Here is a 20,666-nt window from a genome sequence, read left to right as displayed (position 1 = left end):
GAACGCCACCTAACCGATGGCCGTTCTCTGCTTCCAAGAAGTGGAGAGACAAATGGCCGACGACCGCGACATCGAAGAGCAGTTCTGGGAGGCTCTGAAGGACAGCCCCTTCGTGATGCTTGGCATCGAAGGCGCTCGCGAGGGCGCGACGCAGCCGATGACGGCGAACTTCGAAGATTCAGATCGCGAGGCTGGCCGGGTCTATTTCTTCACTGCCAACGACCATGACTTCACTCGCGCTATGGGCCAGTCGAACCGCGCCATCGGCGCTTTTTCCGGCAAGGACCACGGCCTGTTCGCGAGCCTTCGCGGGACCCTGACGGTCGACAACGATCGCTCCACGATCGACCGGCTGTGGAATCCGATCGTAGCTCAATGGTACGAAGGAAAAGACGACCCCAAGCTCGCGCTCGTCCGCTTCGAAATAGACGACGCGAAGATCTGGCTGAGCGACATCGGGGGGTTCCTGAAGCCCGCTTTCAACAAGCTGTTCGGCCGCAAGCCCGAAGCCGGGATGAAAGAGAAGGTCGCGGAGGTCGACTTCTAGCGGGTGACCTTGTCTTCGATCTTCCTTTTCACGCCGTCGACGGGCGGCTTGTGGATCGCGCGGTAGCGCGCCTCGACCAGGCTGAAGGTCCCGAACAGGAACAGCCCTGCTGCAATCGGCAGCAGGAATGGGCCGCGAAGCACGTCCAGCGCTTTTTCCAGATTGCCCGCCTCGCTGGCCTTGTGATCAACCGCGGCGCGATAGATCAGCCAGGCGACGACGAAGAAGATCACGCCTCGTGCGGCATAGCCGAGGCGGCCCATCCATTTGATCCAGCCCTTCGCGCTGGCCCCTTCCTGGAGCGTGCGCATGAACCTGCATCTCAAAGCCTTGTAGAACTGGTTGCAGGCGGCGATCGCGAGGATCGCAGCCGCGCCCAGGAGCACGAGCTCGCCGCCAGGCAAGTCAAGCACCGTATCTGCCTGTTGCTCGGTGCCCATCGCGCCGGAGCGGCCGGCAAGGATCACTCGAACGGCCTTGAACGCGAGATAAATGTAGATCGCGCCGATGCCGCCGGCGACAGCGCGCTTGCCGAGCTGCTTCCATTCAGTCCCGGGATGCTCGGTGCCGAGCGCAGCGTCGCTGAGCCTCCATAGCCCGTAGGTGGCGAGGCCCGCTGCCAGGCCGGCAAGGAGGAACTTGCCGGCTCCGTGCCCTACATATTCCAAGGCTCCAGTGAGATCTTCGGTCCGCCCGGTCCTCACGACCAGGACGGCGATGAGGATGTACAACAGTCCACGGGCCGCAAAGCCGAGCCGCGTCAGCCACTGGAACTTACCTTCATAGGCGACCTCCCCGGCAATCTGGGTGGCGGCCTGCGGCGGCATCAGCTCAGTGCCCGCGCCTGGTCCGCCGCGCTGTTCTGCATCCGCTTGCCGAGCGCGACCTTGAAGATGGCGAAGGCGATCAGGCCGACGCCGGCGCTCGCGACATGAAGCAGCCAGAAGGTGGTGGTCGGAAGCGTCGAATACAGGCCGCCGACATAGCCAACCACTTTGTTCGCCGCGAAGAAGGACAGGTAATAAAGTCCGATCACGGTGGCGGTGATCTGCCGCGGCGCGATCTTGGTGAAGAGCGCAAGGCTGATCGGAAGGATGTGAGCGAAGCCGATGCTGTTCAGAAGGTGGAACATGAAGGGCCAGAACAACCCGATCTTGGCGCCTTCACCCTGGGTTAGCGCGGCCAGGAACAGGCATACGCCCCCCGCAATGGTGAACAGGCTGCCGATGATCATCTTGCTGACCTCGTCCGGCTCGCGATGATTGAGGCTCCACCATTTCCAGAAGCCGGCAACAGCGACGAGCATGGAGAAGCTGAGGATCGCGTCGAGCGTGATCAGCCAGCTGCTCGGCATCGTGTAGCTCATGAACTTCAGGTTGAAGTGCTGATCTCCCCACACGAGGTAGGCGTTGAAGATCTCCTGATTGGTGAGCAGCGAAATCGCGAGCACCGGGATGAGGATGCACAGGGTCAGCACCTTGAACCTGTCCTGCGCATCCAGATTGCGCGTCAGGTACATGTAGAGCGCGCCTATCATCACGAGCGCGCTGATCGTACCGATGATCCAGGACGAAAACAGGATTCCGGAGATCAACAGCCAGACGACGACCAGCGCCGCGATTCCGACGGCGCCGGCGACGACGCGGCCGACCAGAGTGTTGCGGTCGCGGTTGGCCACCTCAAGGTCGCGTGGAAGGGTCTTCTGCCCCCACAAGTAAATCATCAGCCCGAAGACCATCACCACGCCGGCGCAGCCGAAGCCATAATGCCAGCCGACCTTCTGCCCCAGGGTGCCGGAGACGAGCGGAGCGGCGATGACGCTGACGTTGATGAAGATATAGAAGATCTGGAACGCCATCGCCCGGCGAAGGTCGTTCTCCGCATAGAGCTCGCCGACCTGCGTGGCGATATTGCCCTTGAACAGCCCGACCCCGACGATCAGCGATAGAAGCGCGAACAGGAAGGCGCCTTCGATCGCCATCAGGAAATGGCCGAGCGCCATGACCAGCCCTCCCGCGATCAGCGCGACTTTCCGGCCGGTGAACTTGTCGGCGATGATCCCGCCGAGGATCGGCATCAGATAGACGAGCGAAGTATAGTCGCCGAAGATCGCGGAGGAGAGCGGCTGCCCCTCCAGCCCTGGATAATGCCAGCTTCGGAGCCAGGCGAGACCGGTCACATTTTCGATCTGCCCCGGGAGCAGCAGGTAATTGACCATGTAGAGCGTGAGCAGCGTCTGCATGGAATAATAAGAGAAGCGCTCGCATCCTTCGGTGAAGCCGAGGAAGCCGAGGCCCTTTGGATGGCCGAGGAAGGCGCGGTCGTCGTGAGTGCCGACTTCATAGTCGGGCGTGGCGTCGGCTACGGTCATCGGCTTTTGGCTCCCCAGTTAGAAGTCGACCTTGTCGTAATGCTGCGGCGGGACGATCACTTCCATCCGCTCACCCAGAAGCGGACGGAAGCAGGGCCTGGATTTCATCACCGCATACCAGTCCTTAGTCTGCTGGTGTCCTCGCCAGTCGACTGCACCGAGATAGTCGATGACGCTGAGTTGAGCGGCGGCGGTGAAGTCCGCAAGGCTGAGGCCGGGCCCGGCCAGCCAACGGCGGTGGTCGAGCAGATAATCGAGATAATCGAGATGGCCGTTGGCGATACGCATCGAATCGCGAAGCACGCGCGTGTCCGGGCTTTCGCGGCTGACCAGCCGCTTGCGCATCCGCTCGTTCATCAGCGGCTCGACCACCTCGCGGTACAGTTTCTCATCGAACCATTCGACCAGCCGCCTGATCTCGGCGCGGAGGGTCGCATTGCCGTGGATCATCGGCATCTTCTCGACCGTCTCGTCGAGATATTCGACGATCGGCTGGCTTCCGATCAGGGTGATCCCCGCTTCGGCGTCAACCATCACCGGGGTTTCGCCCGCCGGATTGAGGTCGACGAACTCGTCGCGCTTCTCCCACGGATTCTCCCTCACCAGCTCGTGAGCGATGGCTTTTTCGGCGAGGACCAGCCGGACCTTGCGGGAAAACGGACAGAGCGGGAATTGATAGAGTTGCCACATGGGTGGGCGGCAGCTTTAGCGCCGCGCGCGGAGGCGTCTAGACGCGCTGTAGCTCCGCAGCGTAGCGCGCCGCCTTTTCCGCGTAATGGGCGGCGGAAACCCGGATGGCGGCCCTCTCTTCGATGGTCAGCGGGCGCAACACGCGAGCGGGAACGCCGACGATCAGGCTCCCGCCCTCGAAGCTCTTTCCTTCGGTGATGAGGGCTCCTGCTCCGACCAGGCATTCGGGGCCGATCACCGCGCCGTTGAGGATCCGGGCGCCCATTCCGATCAGGCAGTGGTCGGCGATGGTGCATCCGTGGACGACCGCCTGATGGCCGATCGTTACCCGGGCGCCGATGGTCAGCGGCGCGCCAGGGTCGGAATGGCCGACCGCGCCGTCCTGGACGTTGCTCTCCTCGCCGATGAGGATCGGAGTGTTGTCGGCGCGGATCACGGCTCCGAACCAGACGCTTGCCCGCCCGGCCATCCGGACGTCGCCGATCAGGTCTGCGGAAGGCGCGGCCCAGGCGCCGTCTGCCAGGGCAGGCGAGAGGTCGCCGAGGCTGTAGAGCGTCAACTTGGGCCCCATTGCGCGAGCTGCTCGTGCGTGTCGGCTCGCTCGATCGAAACCTTGCTGAACTCGACCGAGATCACGCAGCTGGGCCGACCCGATTCTGCCACCCTGCATGCGATGACCCGACCGTTTGGCAGCGCGACGAGGCGGCCTCTTAGCACGAGGTCGAAGCCTCCACTCGGCTGATCGCCCTCGTCCAATTTCGTGGTCGCTTCATAGGCCCGGCCGGAGCGGCGAACGGTTCGCGCGCCGCGGGCAGCGAAAAATTGAGCGATTCCGACAGTCTGGGGAACGCCCGCAGCCCCTTGGTCCTGCTGGGACCTTTTCTCCGGTTCCGTTCCGGCCTGCGGGCAGGCAGCCGTCAAAAGCCACGGCTCGCGAATCCAAAAGCCCTCCACTGCCTCGAACGCCTGGCCGGCAATGGCCTTGACCGGGGCATCAGCGGCGGACAGCGTCGGCGTCGCCCGGACTTTGAGCGCGCGGCTCTCCTCGCTCAGGCTCCAGCCCAGCGATCCGGCCTCTTCTTGCGAAGGGCCGTCGCAGCCAAAGCGCATGCGGAACTCAAACTTACTCCCGGCCAGCTCCTTTTGGCGTTGGGCATCGTCCACCCCTACCGCGAAGTCGCTCGCCGCACGCTGCGCCGCAAGCAGCAGTTGCTCGCGGCCCAGAATTGCCTCGGCAGCTGGGATGGGAAGCTCGGGAACCGCCTGCTGTTGTGCAGTGTTCGCCGTATTGGCGGAGGCGTTGTCTTGGCTCGCGGGTCCGCCGCATGCACAAGCCGCGAGGCAAGCGGCAATCAATGCGGCTGAGCGTCGATGGCGCTTCGTCAGCATCAGCAGGGGATAGCACAATCGCCGACCTGAATGTCCACCGCGGGTTCGTAGTTACGGTCTTGGCCAGGCCCGGGACCACGGTGAAGCGGACGAGCAAAGAGTGACCCTGGAGCAGATCATCACCTTGCTGGTCCTGGCCGCGGTGGTTGCGGCGCTGATCCAGGACAAGATGCGGGCGGATATCGTCGCCCTCGCCGGGGCGGCCGTCCTGTTGATGGCCGGAGTGGTTCGCCCGGTGGAGGTCGAAGGAGCGTTCGCGAGCCCCGCGATCATTGCCCTCGCGTCCTTGTTTGTCATTGCCTACGCGATGGAGCTGTCGGGATTGCTGGACGCAGCGATCGGCAAGCTAGTCGCCTTGTGCCGCCGGATCGGAGTCGCGGGCCTCTGGGTGCTGATCGGCCTTGCCGGGGCAGCCTCCGCCTTCCTCAACAATACGCCGATCGTCGTGCTTGGCGCTCCGGTTGTCCGCGACGTTGCGAAATCGCTCAATCGGTCGCCCAAATGCTACCTCATTCCCTTGTCCTACGCCGCCGTCCTCGGCGGCTGCTGCACCCTGATCGGAACGTCGACCAACCTGCTGGTCAACGACATGGCGACCGTTGCCGGCCAGCCGCGGTTCGGGATGTTCGAGATCACTCCGGTTGGGCTGGCGGTGTCGATTGCCGGCGGACTTTACCTGTTCTTCTTCACCTCGAAGCTGATCAAGGCCGGTGAAAACGGCGCTTCGGACGTCGATGAAGCCGTGAGCAAGGCCGAGGATTTCCGGGAACCGGGTCTTGCCGGAGGACTCGTGGGGCGCGCGGGCCCCTTCGCGAAGAAATCGGAGCTTCGACCCTGGGCGGCGCTGGCCTCGTCTCTGACGTTCGTCGGCGTCGTTGCGCTCGCCAGCTTCAACGTCGCACCGATCGCCGCGGCGGCGTTCGCTGGCGCGGTACTGCTGATCCTGATGCGGGTGATCACCGCCGACGAAGCCTATCGCGGATTGCGGCCGGAGGTGCTGATGCTGATCGCCGGAATGGTCGTTTTGGGAATTGCGCTCGACCAGACGGGCCTTGCTGAATCGGCAACGCACGCGCTCATCGGAACCATGGAGGGGATGAGCCCGCTACTCGCGCTGATCATCCTTTACGGCGTAACGCTGTTCGCAACCGAGCTTCTGTCGAACGCGACCGTGGCGGTGCTATTCACGCCCGTCGCGGTATCGATGGCGGATGCATTCTCGGTGAGCCCGCGGCCGTTCCTCGTGGCTGTGATGGTCGCCGCCAGCGCGGCATTCGCGACGCCGTTCGGCTACCAGACCAACGTGCTCGTCTACCAAATGGGCGGCTACAGCTATCTCGACTTCCTGAAGATCGGGCTTCCGCTCAACCTCATTACCTGGGCGGCGGCGGTCGTGGCGATCCAGATTTACTTCCCATTTTAGGTCGCGGCCGGATTGGTCGCCGTCCGGCGGATCATCGAACCTTCGAAATGCCCCGGCATTTCGGGTTCGATGATGGTGCCAGGAGAGGACTCGCGGTCCTAGCGTAAGTAGTTGCCTTCATAGGCTATTCGTAATGTGAGCTTGCGAAAGGCCCCCAAATGGGCCCCCAGAACATTCAAACAAGTGCGGCTGATCTCAGCTTCGGGGTAGGCTTGAACGCGCGGGAGAGCATTCGCGGTATGTCTCTCGCTGGAGCACACGGATCCCGAGAAGGACTGGAGCAACTTGGGACCTTAACTAGTGCAAAGTCGTGCTGAGGTCCTTCAAGAGCGTGGCTGCGGCCGCTTGGCGATCACTGTCGTTGTACCGTGATGCGATAGACCGCAGAGTCTTCATAACGAGGGAGCGCTGACGAGCCGGCTTCTCAAAAGTAGTCAGAATCTCGTGCCAACGTTCGTCTACCAGTAGTCCTCCGCCCAGCGGCTCCATCTCCGAGGCGAGGAAACGCTCAACGGTTCCCGCCATCTTATTTAGATAATACGGCTCTGTGGGTTGGTTCAGGAGCCTGATGGCAATGGAACGAGCTAAGCGGCGGGTGCAAGTGGCGCCCAATGCTAAATAGACCGGATCTCGTGCGAGCGCAGCTTTGCAATCCGCTTCGCTGAAACTGACATCTTTATGGCGACGCGGGGTAATTACTCGAGTGGCCGAGATCCGGTTCCGGGAATGGTGCGCGTCCTGCACCCACTCGCTCAAAACGTACAAGCAGGTCTTAGAGGAAGCGAACCGCGGACCGGGAACATACGCGAGTATGCGACCAGGACCCAGTTCTAGAGGGTCGAGATCAATGCGATCTGCGTGCAATAACGACATCAGTTCGCCCCGCGAGAGAACGCGACTCTCTCGCTTTAGGCAGTCAACGATAGCTGCCTCAACGGGTGCGGGGAGTCCTTGGACCTCATTGCAGCAGTGAATGCTCTCCGACCAAATCTTTGAAACCAGCTCTTCGAGGATGCACAATGCCAACTGTTGTTCGGCTCCCCAGTGAGCGAAGAAGCCATACAAACCTTCCCTGTTGATCTCGCACTTCCGCTGCAGCACTTCACGCGTGCTTCTCCAGCTGTTCTGCGGAAACACGACGTATTTGCTCTTCGCCAGAATGTGCTTCGCCAAATGTGCAATCGGAACGGCCCGGTAAAGCTGATCTACGATTAGATCTTCGGCAGGTACGGTGATTAATTTGGGATGATTCAGTGCCGCGAAGTGCAGCAGATCAAGCGACGCGATGACACCTAGATTTTCATATTCGGAAGCAATGCCAGCCAGCGTGACTGGGCCGTCTCGGGCTTGATCCGCAATGTCCAAAAAGACCAGATCCAAACTGCGCCAATCGAGCTCTGGCTCGAGAAGCAACAAGCAGAAAGGCGCAAGCAATGTCAGTCCGAGCAGCCTGTAGTCGCGCTCGATACGCCAAGTGTGTCGGTAGATCGAAATCCACGCTGCGGTGAGCTCTATGTCACCTTCAGCCCATTCGCGCAGAACTTCCAGGAAATATGATGGGGTCAGAGGAGCTGAATTGTGGCCCAGGATTCCGCTGACACCAGCCAGATACTCCTGTGCTAGGATGTGTGCTGCTTCGTCCTCTTCCAACAGCTCAATTACGAGTTCGCGACTGACGTCTTGTTGGGATGTGGCGCACGACAGCCAGACAGACGGGCTGTGTTGAGCTGCAACGGCTACAGCTTCGCAAGCGGCGGAACAGAGTTCATCTATGCAACCGAGGTTGACCGCGTTCGCTACGGCGATGAAGCCGTTCAGGCCCCATCCCTGGTCGAATATTGCTGAGGAGCTCTGCTCGAGCATGAATCAGTACAGGAGACATGCCGCCCGGACGGCGGGCTACATCAATCCGCCTTCGCCAAAGACCTCGTCCATGATTTCTCGGTCGTCCAGGGTCTCGATCGATATCCGCTCCTTTTGCGGGTCGACTCCCGCGAGGCGAGCTTCTTCGATCACCTGCTGCATGACGTTGACGACCTTACGAGGCGTTATCTCGACGAGTTGAGAGATTATCGCCTCGATAGCGGCTTCATCAAACGGGAAGAATTTGTCTGAACTGGCAGGATCCACACGGTTCGCCTGCAGGACTTCGGCCACGAAGCGAACCGCGTCATCCTTGTCGAGGAGCTCGAAGACGATCTGCTTCTGGATGCGATCTAGGATGTACTTTTCAAACGCCGCCGTGAGCTCCGCGGCCTCCGCTGAAAGCGCGATGACGAGACAAAAGGAGTTCGGGCAAGAATCGTAGATGTGGCGGAGTGCGTCATTGACCTCTCGCACCTCTTTAACGTTCGGCGTTCGCAGTAGGTCGTCGAGCTCATCTATGAGAAGATACACCGCTTGCTTGAACCGCCGACCGCCCTCTGGAAGGTTCACGTCAAAGACGAACAGGTTGACGAGCCGCGTGAACGTGACGACGGCCTGGTAATCATTGAACCCCTTGGGAACCAGAAGCGAGCGAACCTCTGCTTCCGTCTCTGCTTTGTAGATGTCTTTAGCGAAGTTGTAGAGCTCGACAGAGGGCAGAATTCTCTCGATGACTTCTTCTGCTTTGACGCTCTCTGGAATCTTCATCTGATCCCGGTATCGGAAAATGCACATTCCGAGAAACGTGCGATACGCCTGGACATCAGCCACCAAGCTTGACTTGGCAACGAGGTCTTCGACGAACGCACCAGCGAATGTGAGTTTGCCTTTGTCCTTGCGCAAGGACGGGACGAAGTACGCGACCGAATTGAACTCCTCAGCCTTGGTCACGAGAATCTGGTGCTGTGCCCAAAGCAACGCGTGCGACTTACCCGTTCCATAACCGCCGTAGAGCATGATGAAATTGACGTTGCCGACTTGGTCAGCTCGACTGCGAGTGATGAACTTCACCAACTGGTTCTGCTGACGTTCGTACCCCACCCAAACATCCATTCGTGGATCGCTCTCCTGGGTGGGGTTCGACCGGAACGGATTGCCCGTCAGATTCGACGCACTGTAGAACTGCTGCGGGTCAATGATCCCACTCATGTAACTCTCCTTCGGGCATTAGCTAATCTGATGTACTGGAGATCGACGCACGACAGCTTGAGGTAGGCGGCAAATTCCTTCACCTCCCTTATCTCGGATCCGCGGAGTTCGTAGCAAAATTCCTCGTTCGATCGGACCGCAAAGGCCAATCCGGACTGTGTGAGGTTCGCCGAACCGACAATGGCAATAGGTTCATCGTGTGCTCTTGTCCGCCGCTGGTCGATCTCGAATAAAAATATCTTCGCGTGCAGCGTTTCATGGAAATGAAGCTGCACGTTACGCTGCTCGAGTCGTTCAAAAACACCGATCTCTTTGGGGTTGGGGGGCTTTGTTATCAGAGCGACTTCTGCTCCATCCCCGATGAGATCGAACAGCATCTTGCCGAAGATATTCGACATTTCGAATAGCTCAACTGAGAGATAAGGGCTGATTAACGTTACGCGCTTGTGCGGGACGAGTCTGCGCGAGAGAAGAGCCGTCTTCAAATAGCGAACGGAGAAGTTCTTCAGGAACGGTGATCCACTCGGCTGCGGCCGTGGCGCGGCAGCCCAAAGCTGATTTGGCCAGTAATCTGGCTCCGACGTGGTTGCTGCCGTGGGCGCTGTGTAACCTTGAACTGGCAAACCGACGAGCTCGCCTGGCTGCGTAAGGCGGTCCTCAACGGAATGTTCCCCTGCACGATAGAGGAAAACGTCGGAGCCTCGCCGTATATAGATTACTCGATACGCCGAGTTGCCCCGACTTACATATCGAATCCACGCTCCTGGGAATCCCTCATAGCGATGGTCCTTGCTATCGGGGCGAAGTTCAGACCCATCCACGACTTTCTGCAGTACCCGCTTCGCAAAGTTCGCATCGCCGTGATTTTGCAAGTCCGCAACGAACTCAGGACAGAAATACAGAGGCATTTTTCTTCCTGATCGTGAACGACCCGTCGCTATACTGCGACAGTCTAAGTAGCACCCGTTGCTCAGGGCTATTTCTATCCGTCTCTATAAGAGCAGGGACGTCAAGTGCTCCTTCGTTATTCGAATAGCAATGAGCCAAATACGTCAGGTACGCGACATAGGTTGGCAACTCGTTCTTCAGTACCGCCATACCTTTGTTAGTCAGTCGGTAGGTTTGATAGCATCGAGCCAAGAACTCGATGATTCGCTCCAGGCTTGCTTCGTCTATCCGAGGGTCAGCTGCGCCACCCATCGCGCTGTAAACGACCGCAAGGAACGACCACATATTTAAATCTGGCGCGTCGATGCGTTCAGGCTTTATCGCGAGACGTCGAAACTGGTGATGGAGCGGCCAAACAGCGAATGCCTCGCCTGATGTACAAAAACCAGCATCCGTGAGAACGTCAAGAAAACGTCTCCCTTTGCCGGTAAGCTTGCCCTTGTCTGTCGCTAGACCAAGCGAGGTGGCCCAATCTCGTCTTCGGCCGAGAACCTTCCGGAGGTAATCATCGGAAACTGTGATTTCTTCGGATGGTACAGCTGACAGCGAGCCAGTGCGGTGCGAAAGCTCTTCAAGTCTGCGCGATGCCAACGTTTCGCCGGCCTTCCCCTTGCTGCCCTTATTCGTAGGCTGCGTATCAACTTTGACGAGCTTGAAGATTTTCGCTTGGACCGCCGAACTGGGAAACACCCTTTTCAGCGCGGCGATCTTGTATGTTCCCATCGCGATAAGCGACGAGCGCGTAGCATCCGGATCAAACTCCGATGCGAGGCAGTTCAAGAAGATGTCACCGTCGTCGAGAACAAAGCGAACAGCGAGAACCAAACGAAGCGCGTCGTCTCGCTTCTCTGCAGGAAGCGCCCTCCAGAGTATTGAGAGCACATCAAGTGTAGGCTGGACGTACAACGTGCGGCCGCTAGCGGAAATAAGGTCAATGGACCCAAAGAAATCAGTTATATGGAAGTTCTTCAGCCCCCACTCTTTCGTAACGAGTTCTGACCACATACCATAGGTCAGATCCCCCTGTTCGGCGTAGATTTCGACAAGGCGCCGCACGCGATCAAACGTGTACTCCAAACCGACTGACCAACCGATCTTGTGGCTTAGGGCGCTGTATGGGTCAGACTGGGTTGTAGCCACCATGCGACGTCACCCTCGGTCGAATTTGAACTAGAACAGTACGACTGCTTGCGTGATCGCCAAGGAAGCACTGCCCGGCCTCCAGCAGGCGAATCATATCTCCGAAATCGGTTAGTGTGGTTCCCGACATCTTCATGCCGGCGAGCGTCTTTGTTGGCACTCGATTGATTGCGGCACTAATATCGCTTTGAAAGGTCAGCCGATGATTGAAGCTGATATTCACTTGGCTCAGTATTCTGTCGTCAACGGCCGATGGCTGCTGTGTTGCGAGCACCAGCGAAAGCCCTGCGTCACGCCCCCGTTTTACATACTCTACGAGCGCTTCTCTGGCCGGTGATGGGAGATTTGCAGGAGCTACAACGTGCGCTTCGTCGATCAACAGCCAAACTCTCGTTGGGAGGTTCTCACCCTTAAAAGGCTTGTCAAAAAAGTGAGCGACTTTGAGCTCCTTATGATGCTGGCCCATGATGAGAAACAGTTGGCGAGCGATGATGGCCGTGACGAGCGACTTGTCCTCATTTCGCAGGTCCCTGAGCATGAAGATGTTGGCGACCCCCGGCGTAAGTAGTGACCTTACGTCCAATCCAGCGGGATCAAACAGCCCCGTCCTTAGGTAGTCTGTTAGTTTGTAAACCAGGGCGTTTCGTGATGACTCTGCGATGCCCGGCCAGTTCGACGCATCCGAAATATACGCGATCATGTCATTCAAGGAGTAGTTCGCCGGCGAGAGCGATTCACATGTCTCGGAGACAATGTGTCCCTGTGGCCCATAGACCTCCTGGCCTAGGAGACTGCACCAATCCTCCGCTGTCACATACCTCGGCTGTAAGCGGAACTTGATCTCGTCGCCGAGAAAAGGCTCGGTGTTCGGCGGGATATAGATTCGGCAATTCTTAAGGGCGTTGGGCTTGATGTTCCAGCGCTTGAGCTCTTCTAACTGCTGGGCGTTTTCTTTCACCGCTCCTCGCGGCTCATACCTCAATGTCCAGAACTGGCTTTGCGTATCGATGAGTATCGAGGTGATCGGAGTGACGTCGTTCTGGACGGGGCTTTTTTCCTGAAGCTCCGAGATCCCCTCGATCAGAACTCCAAGGTCGAAGGACTTGCCACTTCCTCGAGTGCCGGTAATGTAAATCACGTGTGGAAAGGTGACGTCCATCCACGCGTCTGCGCCTAAGTAGCTCTTGCCAGCCGCGTTCTCGAGAACCTTACCAATATAGACGACATCCGAAGGGCGGTCTTCATACTTAGCGCGCCCAAAGATGACATTGTTGCCCTTCGGAACGTGGTTGATCTTAACTATAGGGTCGAGTGCAGTGAACGGGCTCCGCTCAACCACCTTGCCGAACGCGTCAGCCAGCTTGAGCGAGAAACTCATCCTGGTACTCCCTGTATGTTACTAAGCGAGGAGCATCACCGGCTCGCAGCGCAATGATCTTCGAGGGACGAAGCGCGTCAAGATAATGCCCGTGGTTTGCTGCTGCGACTATCGCAATTCTTCCAGCTGCCATCACGTGACGCCGGAAATTGTGTGCGACTACGCGAGCGGTGAGTGGGTCAAGATCGGCGCAAAATTCGTCTAGAAGCCAAACCTCATCGTCGCGTAACAGGAGATCGGCGAGCATAGCCCTATACTGCTGCCCTTTGCTCAACATGTCGAAAGGGCGAATAAAGGCCGTAGCCTCGGAGAGGCCGACCTGGCTCAAGGCGCTAAGGGACCTAGAGACCGAATACTTCTCCGCGAAATACTCGAAAATGCAAACTTCCGAAGGAAGGCATTTCAGCCATCCAGCAGAGTATGTCCGCGACACGCTTCGCTGGAATTTCAGATGATTTGATCGGTAGCTCCCCTCGTGATCAAGAGCCCGGAGGAGTAGACTCTTGCCGCTGCCGCTCGAACCAGAAATAAATATGATGTTTCCCGCAGACGCTTTGACGTCCAACGGCCCGATAATGCGCTGCTGGATGCGGTCGGCGGAAAGACCGAAGCAGTCCATGATGAGGCGAACGGGTTTCGATTGAGAAATCTGGAGATCTGATGTGACGCGAATTCCTGTTACCGCAATCGCCTGGGAGTTGATCTTGAACCTGTTGCGCCTCAACTTGGGTGACGCGGGAGCGTGCTCACGGAGATACTGCTCTGCATAATCGTCTAGCGGGCACAAATAATATGGAATGGGGAAGCGTATGACCTTTCTGAAGGCGAGCCATTCCTCGGGCGAAAGGTGAGAAGAGGGGTCCTCTGTCTGGAGGACCTCTTCCAGTCGTGCCACTACTTCTTCGAAATCCCTGTTCGTAGTCTTACAGAAATCTTGAAGTTGAGTTAGGTATTTCTTTTGCAAGCTCATAATTCCAGAGCTGATGCCGTATCCTTTCTTCATTGAAAGGAGGTCTCTGGATACTCTGGCAACATTTCCCTCAGTATTGCCGACCCGGACGAAACCACTCGTAGACACGAAGTCTATGTAGTGGAGCATTTCGGCCATAATCTCCAAGAACAAGGGCCGACGGCCAGCGATATGCCATCTAGTCTTGCAGAATGTCTTCGCCGCCTCCAGCATAGTTCGAGCTAGCCCGAGACCGCGATACTCCGGGCTCACGACCACGCGAGCTATGCGAGCAATGAGGTTCACGTTTTCGCGCATGGCGTGCTGGTCCCATTGCTCCCAGCGAACGGGCCTATCCGGATGCCGAAACGCGTTCGCGAATAGCTCATGCCGCGGCTTCACCATCAGCAGTGGCATTTGGATGTCGACATATGCGGCGGCGTGCCAGCTGATTCCTACCTTGAACTGCAAGAGCAGGATCGCCTTTCGACCTCCAACAGACGCTGTTGCGGTAGGTGCCTCGTCAGTGCCCTCGTCTGAAAGGATGGCCGTCTTGTAGTGGAACTGCTCAAGGTACTGAAGCGATTGAAGATCGGACGCCGAGGCAACCTCAGCTATCCGGTATGCTATCCGCTGAGACCCGACGCAGATCTCGCCACTTTGCTCAAAAGCCGGTGTGAGCCGAATTAGATCCGATTGATCTTCGGCAGACACAACGAAGACATTCCTCGTGGAAGCCGGGTCGAGCCGAAGCCGGTCCCCCTTGCCGACCTGCGCGAAACGGTGGACGTGCAGCGTGGACGACTTGCCAGCATCGTCGCTCACTACAACTCTGCGTTGGTGCTCTTTCGGTGCCGAATTCAGCACATGGTAAAACTGATTCACATCGACGTCTTGCGAGGCCACTTACAGAGCCTTGTTACTAGGCGCGTCTGGCCTCGGGGTCCAGGCGAAAGATGTCTGGTTTTTTCTAACTGGCGCCTTCCGCGCTACTGCCCCCACCGTAGTCCCCCTTTCCCGCAGTCCGACCATACTGCCTTCGTCGGTCTTGTCACTAGAAACTCATGCGATTGGGCATCGATGTGCCCGCATGGCGCAGCGCTCTTCTGCTAAGGACCAATAACGGTCACACCCCCAATCCCTCCCCCATCGGCTGACCCAGCTGGCCGCCCAAGCCACGCTGCCGCAGGCAAGCGTGGGGCAGGGATGGCTGAGCTTGGGGGCAGTCGATGGGTTGACCAAAGATAAGAAACCTCACGCCTGAACCAGGGAGAAGATGAATTGAGTCCGCAGAGTCTCACCGAGAGTTGGCGAAAGCAGAAAGTTAGCTTTTCTTTCCCTTTGGTTCCTTGCCCACTCTCCACTCTCGGCTTTGACCCGGCCGGTGCTCGCGGAGCTGCGCGCCGAGCCGGGTAAGCCTTCGCTGCAAGTGGCCAAGGAACCAAAGGAGGAGTGGGGAAAGAGTTGAATATGGACCTTTGTCTAATCTGCTCTAGCTAGGTCCGCTTCCACTGTGTGGGTGCGGAGCACCCCCCGAACACAAAACACCCCCCCGGGGGGCAACACAAACAACGGAGGTGCCCCCCAACCTCAATTCAATGTCAGCTAGGTTGAACAGTACACTGCCGCTCCGCGGCTGAGTTTAGGTTGCCCTCTTAGTCACCCAGAGAACACTTCGAGTTTCACCTAGTTGAGCAGCGATCAACCACGGAGTTTGCCCCGCAGTCCTTTTCTTGGTCTCAAACCCAGGAAAGGAACCTCATGTATCTCGCATATGACACAGAGACGACCGACCTCCCACGTCCGCATCTCGAACCTGACCATCGAGCTCAGCCACACCTGCTCCAGTTTGCTGGGATTCTGTTCGACGAAAATGGGACAGAACTCGACCGACTCTTCACGATGGTCCGGCCAGGACGTGATGCTCTGCTATCAACTCATGCCTTCGCAGCACACGGCATATCTTTGGAGGAAGCCTTCCACCGCGGAGTTGAAGTCTCCGCGGTATTCCGCTGGTTCAATTCCGCTTCGAAGCGATCGACGTGCATTGTGGGCCACAACGTCGACTTCGACCTGCGGATCATGGCTATTGTTGCAGCTAGGCTCGGAGAAACCGGATGGTCCGCACCGCCCAACACCTTTTGTACCATGGCTCAATCTACCGCGTTGGTGAACTTACCACCGACCTTTCGAATGATGGCTGCCGGTAGATTTCACCCGAAATCACCAAGCCTCTCTGAGTGTATGAGGCACTTCTTTGGCGAAGAGCACAGCGACGCTCACGATGCGGAAGCAGATGTCAGAGCCTGCATCAGGATTTTTCGACATCTGACCACTGAAAGAACGGCGGCCTGAGAGGCCAAGGGCGTGGACCAACTCTGTTGATCCGGACCTGCCTCCTTCACTTCATCAACATGGCTTTGGCTCTCAACCTGAAAGTTCGTTCTTCAAGCTGCATCTGGATCAGCCGGCCCTTTTCTTTGGGACGCAGATCGAGGCCCTGACTGACCTTCGACAGTATCCGAAGGTCGCGGTCAGCCGCCCTAACAATCTTCAACTGCGCTTCCGCCTCTGCGGATCGATTACCGTGCTTCCAGGCATTCCGATTGCCCTTCGGCGGACCAGGATTGGTGCCCCCATGAAGCCGGCAACGCTGCTTACCTCTAACTGCTGGAGACTGACATGGACGGCCCGACCTCGTCCTGGCGCCACAGCGTCGCGCATTGGCCAGATTGGGCGGCTCTATGGGATCGTTCGTAAAAGCGTTCATTTTGCTACTCACCGGGTCAGAAGTTGACGTCTGAGAAGTTGAAAATTCAACTTTTCAATACCTGCTGCGGACGAGCGCAACATGCGCCACATCCGCAACATTGGCTTAATTCTCGAGATTCTCGCTGGCAGCTTCCGCAACATCGCCGCAACATGGCGTTTCGTCCGCAACGCTCGGGTCATTGGGAATCTGCGATTTACCGTTGGCCGTTGCGCTTGTTGCGCCAGTTGCGCCGGCCTGGGGCGGAGTGAGATAACGGTGCCACGCATCGTGGAACGCTTGCCGCTTGTAGCCCTTGGGTGTTGACCCATCCGCCATCCGGAGCCCCTCCGAGCCAATTCCGTAAGGTCTGAGCAATTCGGCAAGCTTACGATCATTGAGCTTCTTGCCACGGAGATCGCCCCAGGGAGCCTCCTGATCGGCAAGAAGCCGTTCCAACAGGTCCTTGGTTCGAACTTTCTGGTCTTGACCAAAACATGCCTGGATGTCTCTCAGCAGCCGTATGCCGAGGCTAGACGGGGTTGCCGTCTTGCTGGCAGCGACAAAGTGAAGTGCCGCCTCCCGTGCCTTTGCCGGCCAAGATCCTCCCGCGAGATCTGCGACCACTATCAGCGGTTCCCAGACATCCGCTTTGCGATCGACTATCTCGATAGGCAAATTAGGTCTGCACTCGGCAGCTGCTTCACGAACGCAATGAGCCCATGCAGCCAACTTGTCCCGCAACGCGTGACCGAGATTTTTATGATCACGTTGGCGATATGGTTCGACTTTCTCGGTCGGTGCTCGCTTCCTCATTCGCACCACAACCGACCGCGTCAGGATCGTATGCGGGACATCTCCGATGCCCGCCATGGCGACAGCAGCGTAGCAATCCTTTCGAACCGGAACCCAGTGCTCATCAACTTTCTCACATCGCAAGAAGCCGCCCCCTTTGCGATGGCCAGCGTTGACCATGCAGCGCAACTCTTCGTCGCCCTTGGCCTTCGGTCCATACTTTGTGTCGATTTCGTCGATGAAGAAGGTCGGCCGTCCTGCTGGATCGTCCAAGGCTCGAATTAGGCTGGGGGTCGTCGCATTTGCTGCCTCCAGCGCCAAGGGAGCCAACATTGAGGTGATTTCCATCGCTCGCGTCTTGCCGCTCTCTGGTTCTGCAGAGAGAAAGGCAAGACGCGGTGTTGTGTCCCATGAATCCATCAGGTGCGTGTGAGCTGCCCAGAGAACTACGGCGTAGCCTGCATGATCGGATGGAAGGCTCACAAACCGATTCACGAATGCCAGAGCACGATCTAGCAGGTCATCGCCATCTGGAACGACTTGGAGTGTCGTGTCTGGTGGAACCTGCAAATCATCGCTAAGATCAATTGCCGGGCCGACAGCTTTGGCATCCTCGGGGCCGGAAGCGTGGGAGCGCTCTCCGGCCTCTTCTATGGTGACAACTCTCACTGGGCCACCTCACTTTCACCGATGAGTGCCTTGATCGAGGACGCCGTCACCAACCGGCGCCGACCCAACTTGACGGTCTGAAGGCGACCCTTCTTGATGAAATTGTAAATTGAAGTGCGGCCGAGCCTCAGAGCTCCAGCCGTCTCATTTATTGAATAAAGCATTACAGAAAGTCTCCGTAGTAATTCACCAATGTTCCGGTGAACACACAGAGGAGTTATCGTCCATTATGAGGTTTGCAAGCCTCTGAAGCCTATTAGAAATAAGTTGAAGTTTCCTCCTTGTGTCATTCTCTAAAAATCAATCCCCAGATCATGGAGAGAAATGACTGTAGACAGCCTAAAGGCTGGCCTTCCAAAAAGTTTTTTTACTCAGGATAAGTTGAGCGTCCGCACACCGCCCGTTGCCCCGGTAGGGCGAGCTTGAATCCCGCGAATCGATCGCAAAGCTTACGTAAACGGATGCCGATTCGCTGTCGGGAAGGTTGAACGCTCGTTTTCCATTATTGTGGGTGCAGGGGTTGCGCGTCCTTCTCACCCTGAACCGTCCCGGTCGACCGTTTCAAGTCACTCATCCTCAACCTTCCGGTCGTAGGAGGGAAGGATGTCGTTATCGCGAGACCAAGCTGAATGGACTGCCGTGTTCTTAGCGGCAGGCGAACTTATGCGGCGCGGTTACCGTGTCAGCTTCACACTCGGGCCAAATGCTCCTTTGGCCGATCTAGTGGTCCGCGCCCCCAGTGGAAAAGCCTTCCTCGTGGATGTTAAGGGCAAGTGTCGCCCAGGTCGTTGGATGGTGAAGCCGAAGGCTGAGACGCCCGATCTGTTCTACATCCTCGTCAGGCTGGGGATGACGCCAAACGGAATGGATAGATGCCGGGATCGCTTCTACGTTTTGGAGCAAGGGGAGGCGGCGAACTTGACGCGGCTCAACTCCAACAATCCCAGTCTCAGCGGCTTTTCATCCTCCGCAGCCGCGCCCTATCAGAACCGCTGGGAACGACTGCCAACGTAGAGGTCTCTAACCTCCGCTTGTCACAGTGAGCCGTGCTTCCTCACCGCCCCTGCGGAGCTCATCGAGATGATCGCTCCACCACTGGGCCATTTTCACCCGCTCATCCCAGTGAAGTCCCCGATGGTACGCCCCTCGGGTGGCGTTGCTTTCGCCATGAGCTAAGGCTCGCTCGATCGCATCCGGGCTCCACATGCCACTCTCGTTCAACAGAGTTGATGCGGTGGACCTCAGGCCGTGAGCGGTAACCTCATCCTTCTCGAATCCCATTCTGCGGAACGAGGCGTTGAGGGTGTTCTCGCTCATTGGCCGGCTGGTCCCGTGGGCTGACGGGAAGACGTACTTGCCTCGGCCGGTGAGAGCTCGAAGCTCCTTCAGCATGTTCCGGACCTGGTTCGAAAGAGGCACCGCATGTGGACGCCTGGCCTTCATCTTCCCCGCCGGAATGTTCCAGATTCCTTGTTTGAGGTCGAACTCGCTCCACTCGGCGTGCCGAAGTTCGCCAGGTCGAACGAAGACATGTGGGGCGATCCGCAACGCCGCCATCGTGACCGGCGAGCCTGAGAATGCATCAATGGCACGGAGCAGCTGACCCAGCTTCCTCGGCTCGAGGATTGCCGCATAGTGCCGCGCCTTTGGCGTGATCAGAGCGCCCTGCAGCAACTGAGCGGGGTCTGATTTGCAACGGCCTGTTGCGACGCCATAGCGAAACACTCGACTGGCGAACGATCGGCATTTCTTGGCGGTCTCGTGCCGGCCCTTGGCCTCGAGCCGCTTCAGGGCAGCAAGCAGCATCTGTGGGTCCACATCCGCCAGAGGCATATTCCCGATTGCTGGCTCCAGCTGTTCCAGGAACCAGCGAGCCTTGGAGATCGTCGCCTCGGCCCTGCAGTCTCCGGCCATCTTCGAATCGATGTATTCTTTAGCGACGCTTGAGAACGTAACCCCTGCGCTGAGCTTTGCCGCGAACTTGGCCTTCTTCCGATCAAGCGCCGGATCTAGTCCTTCCGCCAACTGCTCTCGGGCAGCGTCTCGGAGCTTCCGTGCCTTAGCCAAGCTGACATCGGGATAGGCCCCCAAAGAGAGCTTCTTCTCCTTGCCATGGTGGCGGAACTTAACTTTCCAGAGCTTTCCACCGGCTGGAGTGATCAGAAGATACAGCCCCTTCTCATCGGCCAATTTCCAGTTCTTTTGTCGTGCCTTAGCAGCTTTGATGACAGTGTCGTTCAGCGGCATTTGGGGGCCTTTTTTCTCGATCTGGCTCCCGAAATGGGGGCCTTTTGCGAAAAAGCCCCAAATTAGGCCCCCACTTTCGTGTGATTGCACACGATCAACGGCGGTCACCACCGGACAGTTCGCCGGTCGTTTTTGGCTGATTTCCAACGGTTTTGCAACCGTTGGTGGACATTGGCGAATGGGGGGGATGGTGCCCAGGAGAGGACTCGAACCTCCACGCCCTTGCGAGCGCCAGCACCTGAAGCTGGTGCGTCTACCAATTCCGCCACCTGGGCACGGAGCTCATCGATGAGTGG

The 20,666-nt window shown here is 58.0% G+C and carries 18 protein-coding genes and 1 tRNA gene; 3 read left to right on the top strand and 16 right to left on the bottom strand.

Annotated features, from left to right (window positions below):
* Positions 1 to 52: 52 nt before the first annotated feature.
* Entirely contained in the window at positions 53 to 547 is a 495-nt protein-coding gene (locus LZ519_RS06705; RefSeq protein WP_249867929.1) for a pyridoxamine 5'-phosphate oxidase family protein, read from the top strand.
* Here the strand turns inward: LZ519_RS06705 and LZ519_RS06700 are convergent.
* Genes LZ519_RS06700 through LZ519_RS06680 form a run of 5 tightly spaced genes read right to left on the bottom strand, consistent with a single transcriptional unit; the run spans position 544 to position 4,718 of the window.
* On the bottom strand, positions 544 to 1,374 hold the full coding sequence (locus LZ519_RS06700) for a DUF1206 domain-containing protein (protein WP_249867928.1): 831 nt from the start codon (positions 1,372 to 1,374) through the stop codon (positions 544 to 546). The two genes, LZ519_RS06705 and LZ519_RS06700, sit on opposite strands and share 4 nt — an antisense overlap.
* Positions 1,374 to 2,918: a peptide MFS transporter gene (locus LZ519_RS06695; protein WP_249867927.1), complete on the bottom strand. Its 1,545-nt coding sequence runs from the start codon at positions 2,916 to 2,918 to the stop codon at positions 1,374 to 1,376. The genes LZ519_RS06700 and LZ519_RS06695 overlap by 1 nt, the downstream gene beginning before the upstream one ends.
* Positions 2,919 to 2,936: 18 nt before the next feature.
* The gene (locus tag LZ519_RS06690) at positions 2,937 to 3,608 is read right to left on the bottom strand and encodes a glutathione S-transferase family protein (RefSeq protein WP_249867926.1); all 672 of its coding nucleotides are present in this window, start codon (positions 3,606 to 3,608) and stop codon (positions 2,937 to 2,939) included.
* A gap of 37 nt (positions 3,609 to 3,645) precedes the next feature.
* A complete protein-coding gene (locus LZ519_RS06685) occupies positions 3,646 to 4,179 on the bottom strand; it encodes a gamma carbonic anhydrase family protein (RefSeq protein WP_249867925.1) in 534 nt (177 codons plus the stop codon).
* Positions 4,164 to 4,718: a hypothetical protein gene (locus LZ519_RS06680; RefSeq protein ID WP_249867924.1), complete on the bottom strand. Its 555-nt coding sequence runs from the start codon at positions 4,716 to 4,718 to the stop codon at positions 4,164 to 4,166. Before LZ519_RS06680 ends, LZ519_RS06685 begins: the two co-directional genes overlap by 16 nt.
* A gap of 379 nt (positions 4,719 to 5,097) precedes the next feature.
* Between LZ519_RS06680 and LZ519_RS06675 the strand changes: the two genes are divergently transcribed.
* Complete coding sequence (locus LZ519_RS06675) at positions 5,098 to 6,420, top strand: SLC13 family permease (protein ID WP_249867923.1); 1,323 nt, start codon at positions 5,098 to 5,100, stop codon at positions 6,418 to 6,420.
* A 297-nt stretch (positions 6,421 to 6,717) separates the two neighbouring features.
* Here LZ519_RS06675 and LZ519_RS06670 read toward each other — a convergent pair whose 3' ends face one another.
* The 6 genes from LZ519_RS06670 to LZ519_RS11665 are packed head-to-tail and all read right to left on the bottom strand — an operon-like array spanning position 6,718 to position 14,735.
* Complete coding sequence (locus LZ519_RS06670; RefSeq protein ID WP_249867922.1) at positions 6,718 to 8,283, bottom strand: hypothetical protein; 1,566 nt, start codon at positions 8,281 to 8,283, stop codon at positions 6,718 to 6,720.
* A gap of 36 nt (positions 8,284 to 8,319) precedes the next feature.
* Positions 8,320 to 9,495, bottom strand: a complete 1,176-nt coding sequence (locus LZ519_RS06665) for a hypothetical protein (protein ID WP_249867921.1) — start codon at positions 9,493 to 9,495, stop codon at positions 8,320 to 8,322.
* A complete protein-coding gene (locus LZ519_RS06660; protein ID WP_249867920.1) occupies positions 9,492 to 10,403 on the bottom strand; it encodes a phospholipase D-like domain-containing protein in 912 nt (303 codons plus the stop codon). Before LZ519_RS06660 ends, LZ519_RS06665 begins: the two co-directional genes overlap by 4 nt.
* Positions 10,381 to 11,586: a hypothetical protein gene (locus LZ519_RS06655; protein WP_249867919.1), complete on the bottom strand. Its 1,206-nt coding sequence runs from the start codon at positions 11,584 to 11,586 to the stop codon at positions 10,381 to 10,383. The genes LZ519_RS06660 and LZ519_RS06655 overlap by 23 nt, the downstream gene beginning before the upstream one ends.
* A complete protein-coding gene (locus LZ519_RS06650; RefSeq protein WP_249867918.1) occupies positions 11,564 to 12,961 on the bottom strand; it encodes an ATP-binding protein in 1,398 nt (465 codons plus the stop codon). Before LZ519_RS06650 ends, LZ519_RS06655 begins: the two co-directional genes overlap by 23 nt.
* Positions 12,936 to 14,735 (bottom strand): GNAT family N-acetyltransferase, encoded by a 1,800-nt coding sequence (locus LZ519_RS11665; RefSeq protein ID WP_249867917.1) that lies wholly within the window; start codon positions 14,733 to 14,735, stop codon positions 12,936 to 12,938. The genes LZ519_RS06650 and LZ519_RS11665 overlap by 26 nt, the downstream gene beginning before the upstream one ends.
* Before the next feature lie 936 nt (positions 14,736 to 15,671).
* Between LZ519_RS11665 and LZ519_RS11715 the strand changes: the two genes are divergently transcribed.
* Positions 15,672 to 16,265 carry a 3'-5' exonuclease gene (locus LZ519_RS11715; protein ID WP_431358090.1) on the top strand — a complete coding sequence of 198 codons (594 nt, stop codon included), beginning with the start codon at positions 15,672 to 15,674 and terminating at the stop codon, positions 16,263 to 16,265.
* 46 nt (positions 16,266 to 16,311) lie between these two features.
* Here LZ519_RS11715 and LZ519_RS11710 read toward each other — a convergent pair whose 3' ends face one another.
* The 5 genes from LZ519_RS11710 to LZ519_RS06625 all read right to left on the bottom strand — a co-directional run bounded on the left by LZ519_RS11710 (position 16,312) and on the right by LZ519_RS06625 (position 20,645).
* Positions 16,312 to 16,680, bottom strand: coding sequence for an HGGxSTG domain-containing protein (locus tag LZ519_RS11710; RefSeq protein ID WP_431358089.1), 369 nt, complete (start codon positions 16,678 to 16,680; stop codon positions 16,312 to 16,314).
* A 105-nt stretch (positions 16,681 to 16,785) separates the two neighbouring features.
* Positions 16,786 to 18,123, bottom strand: coding sequence for a DUF3631 domain-containing protein (locus tag LZ519_RS11660; RefSeq protein ID WP_249867916.1), 1,338 nt, complete (start codon positions 18,121 to 18,123; stop codon positions 16,786 to 16,788).
* Positions 18,120 to 18,287, bottom strand: a complete 168-nt coding sequence (locus LZ519_RS06635; protein WP_249867915.1) for a helix-turn-helix domain-containing protein — start codon at positions 18,285 to 18,287, stop codon at positions 18,120 to 18,122. The genes LZ519_RS11660 and LZ519_RS06635 overlap by 4 nt, the downstream gene beginning before the upstream one ends.
* Positions 18,288 to 19,143: 856 nt before the next feature.
* Positions 19,144 to 20,370, bottom strand: coding sequence for a tyrosine-type recombinase/integrase (locus tag LZ519_RS06630; RefSeq protein ID WP_249868880.1), 1,227 nt, complete (start codon positions 20,368 to 20,370; stop codon positions 19,144 to 19,146).
* Positions 20,371 to 20,558: 188 nt separating this feature from the next.
* A tRNA-Leu gene (locus tag LZ519_RS06625) sits at positions 20,559 to 20,645 on the bottom strand.
* Between the last annotated feature and the right edge of the window lie 21 nt (positions 20,646 to 20,666).

The sequence above is a fragment of the Sphingomonas anseongensis genome (assembly GCF_023516495.1).
Lineage (GTDB): Bacteria > Pseudomonadota > Alphaproteobacteria > Sphingomonadales > Sphingomonadaceae > Sphingomicrobium > Sphingomicrobium anseongensis.
Note: the sequence above shows the minus strand (reverse complement) of the source record. Positions and strands in the feature narration are given on the sequence as shown.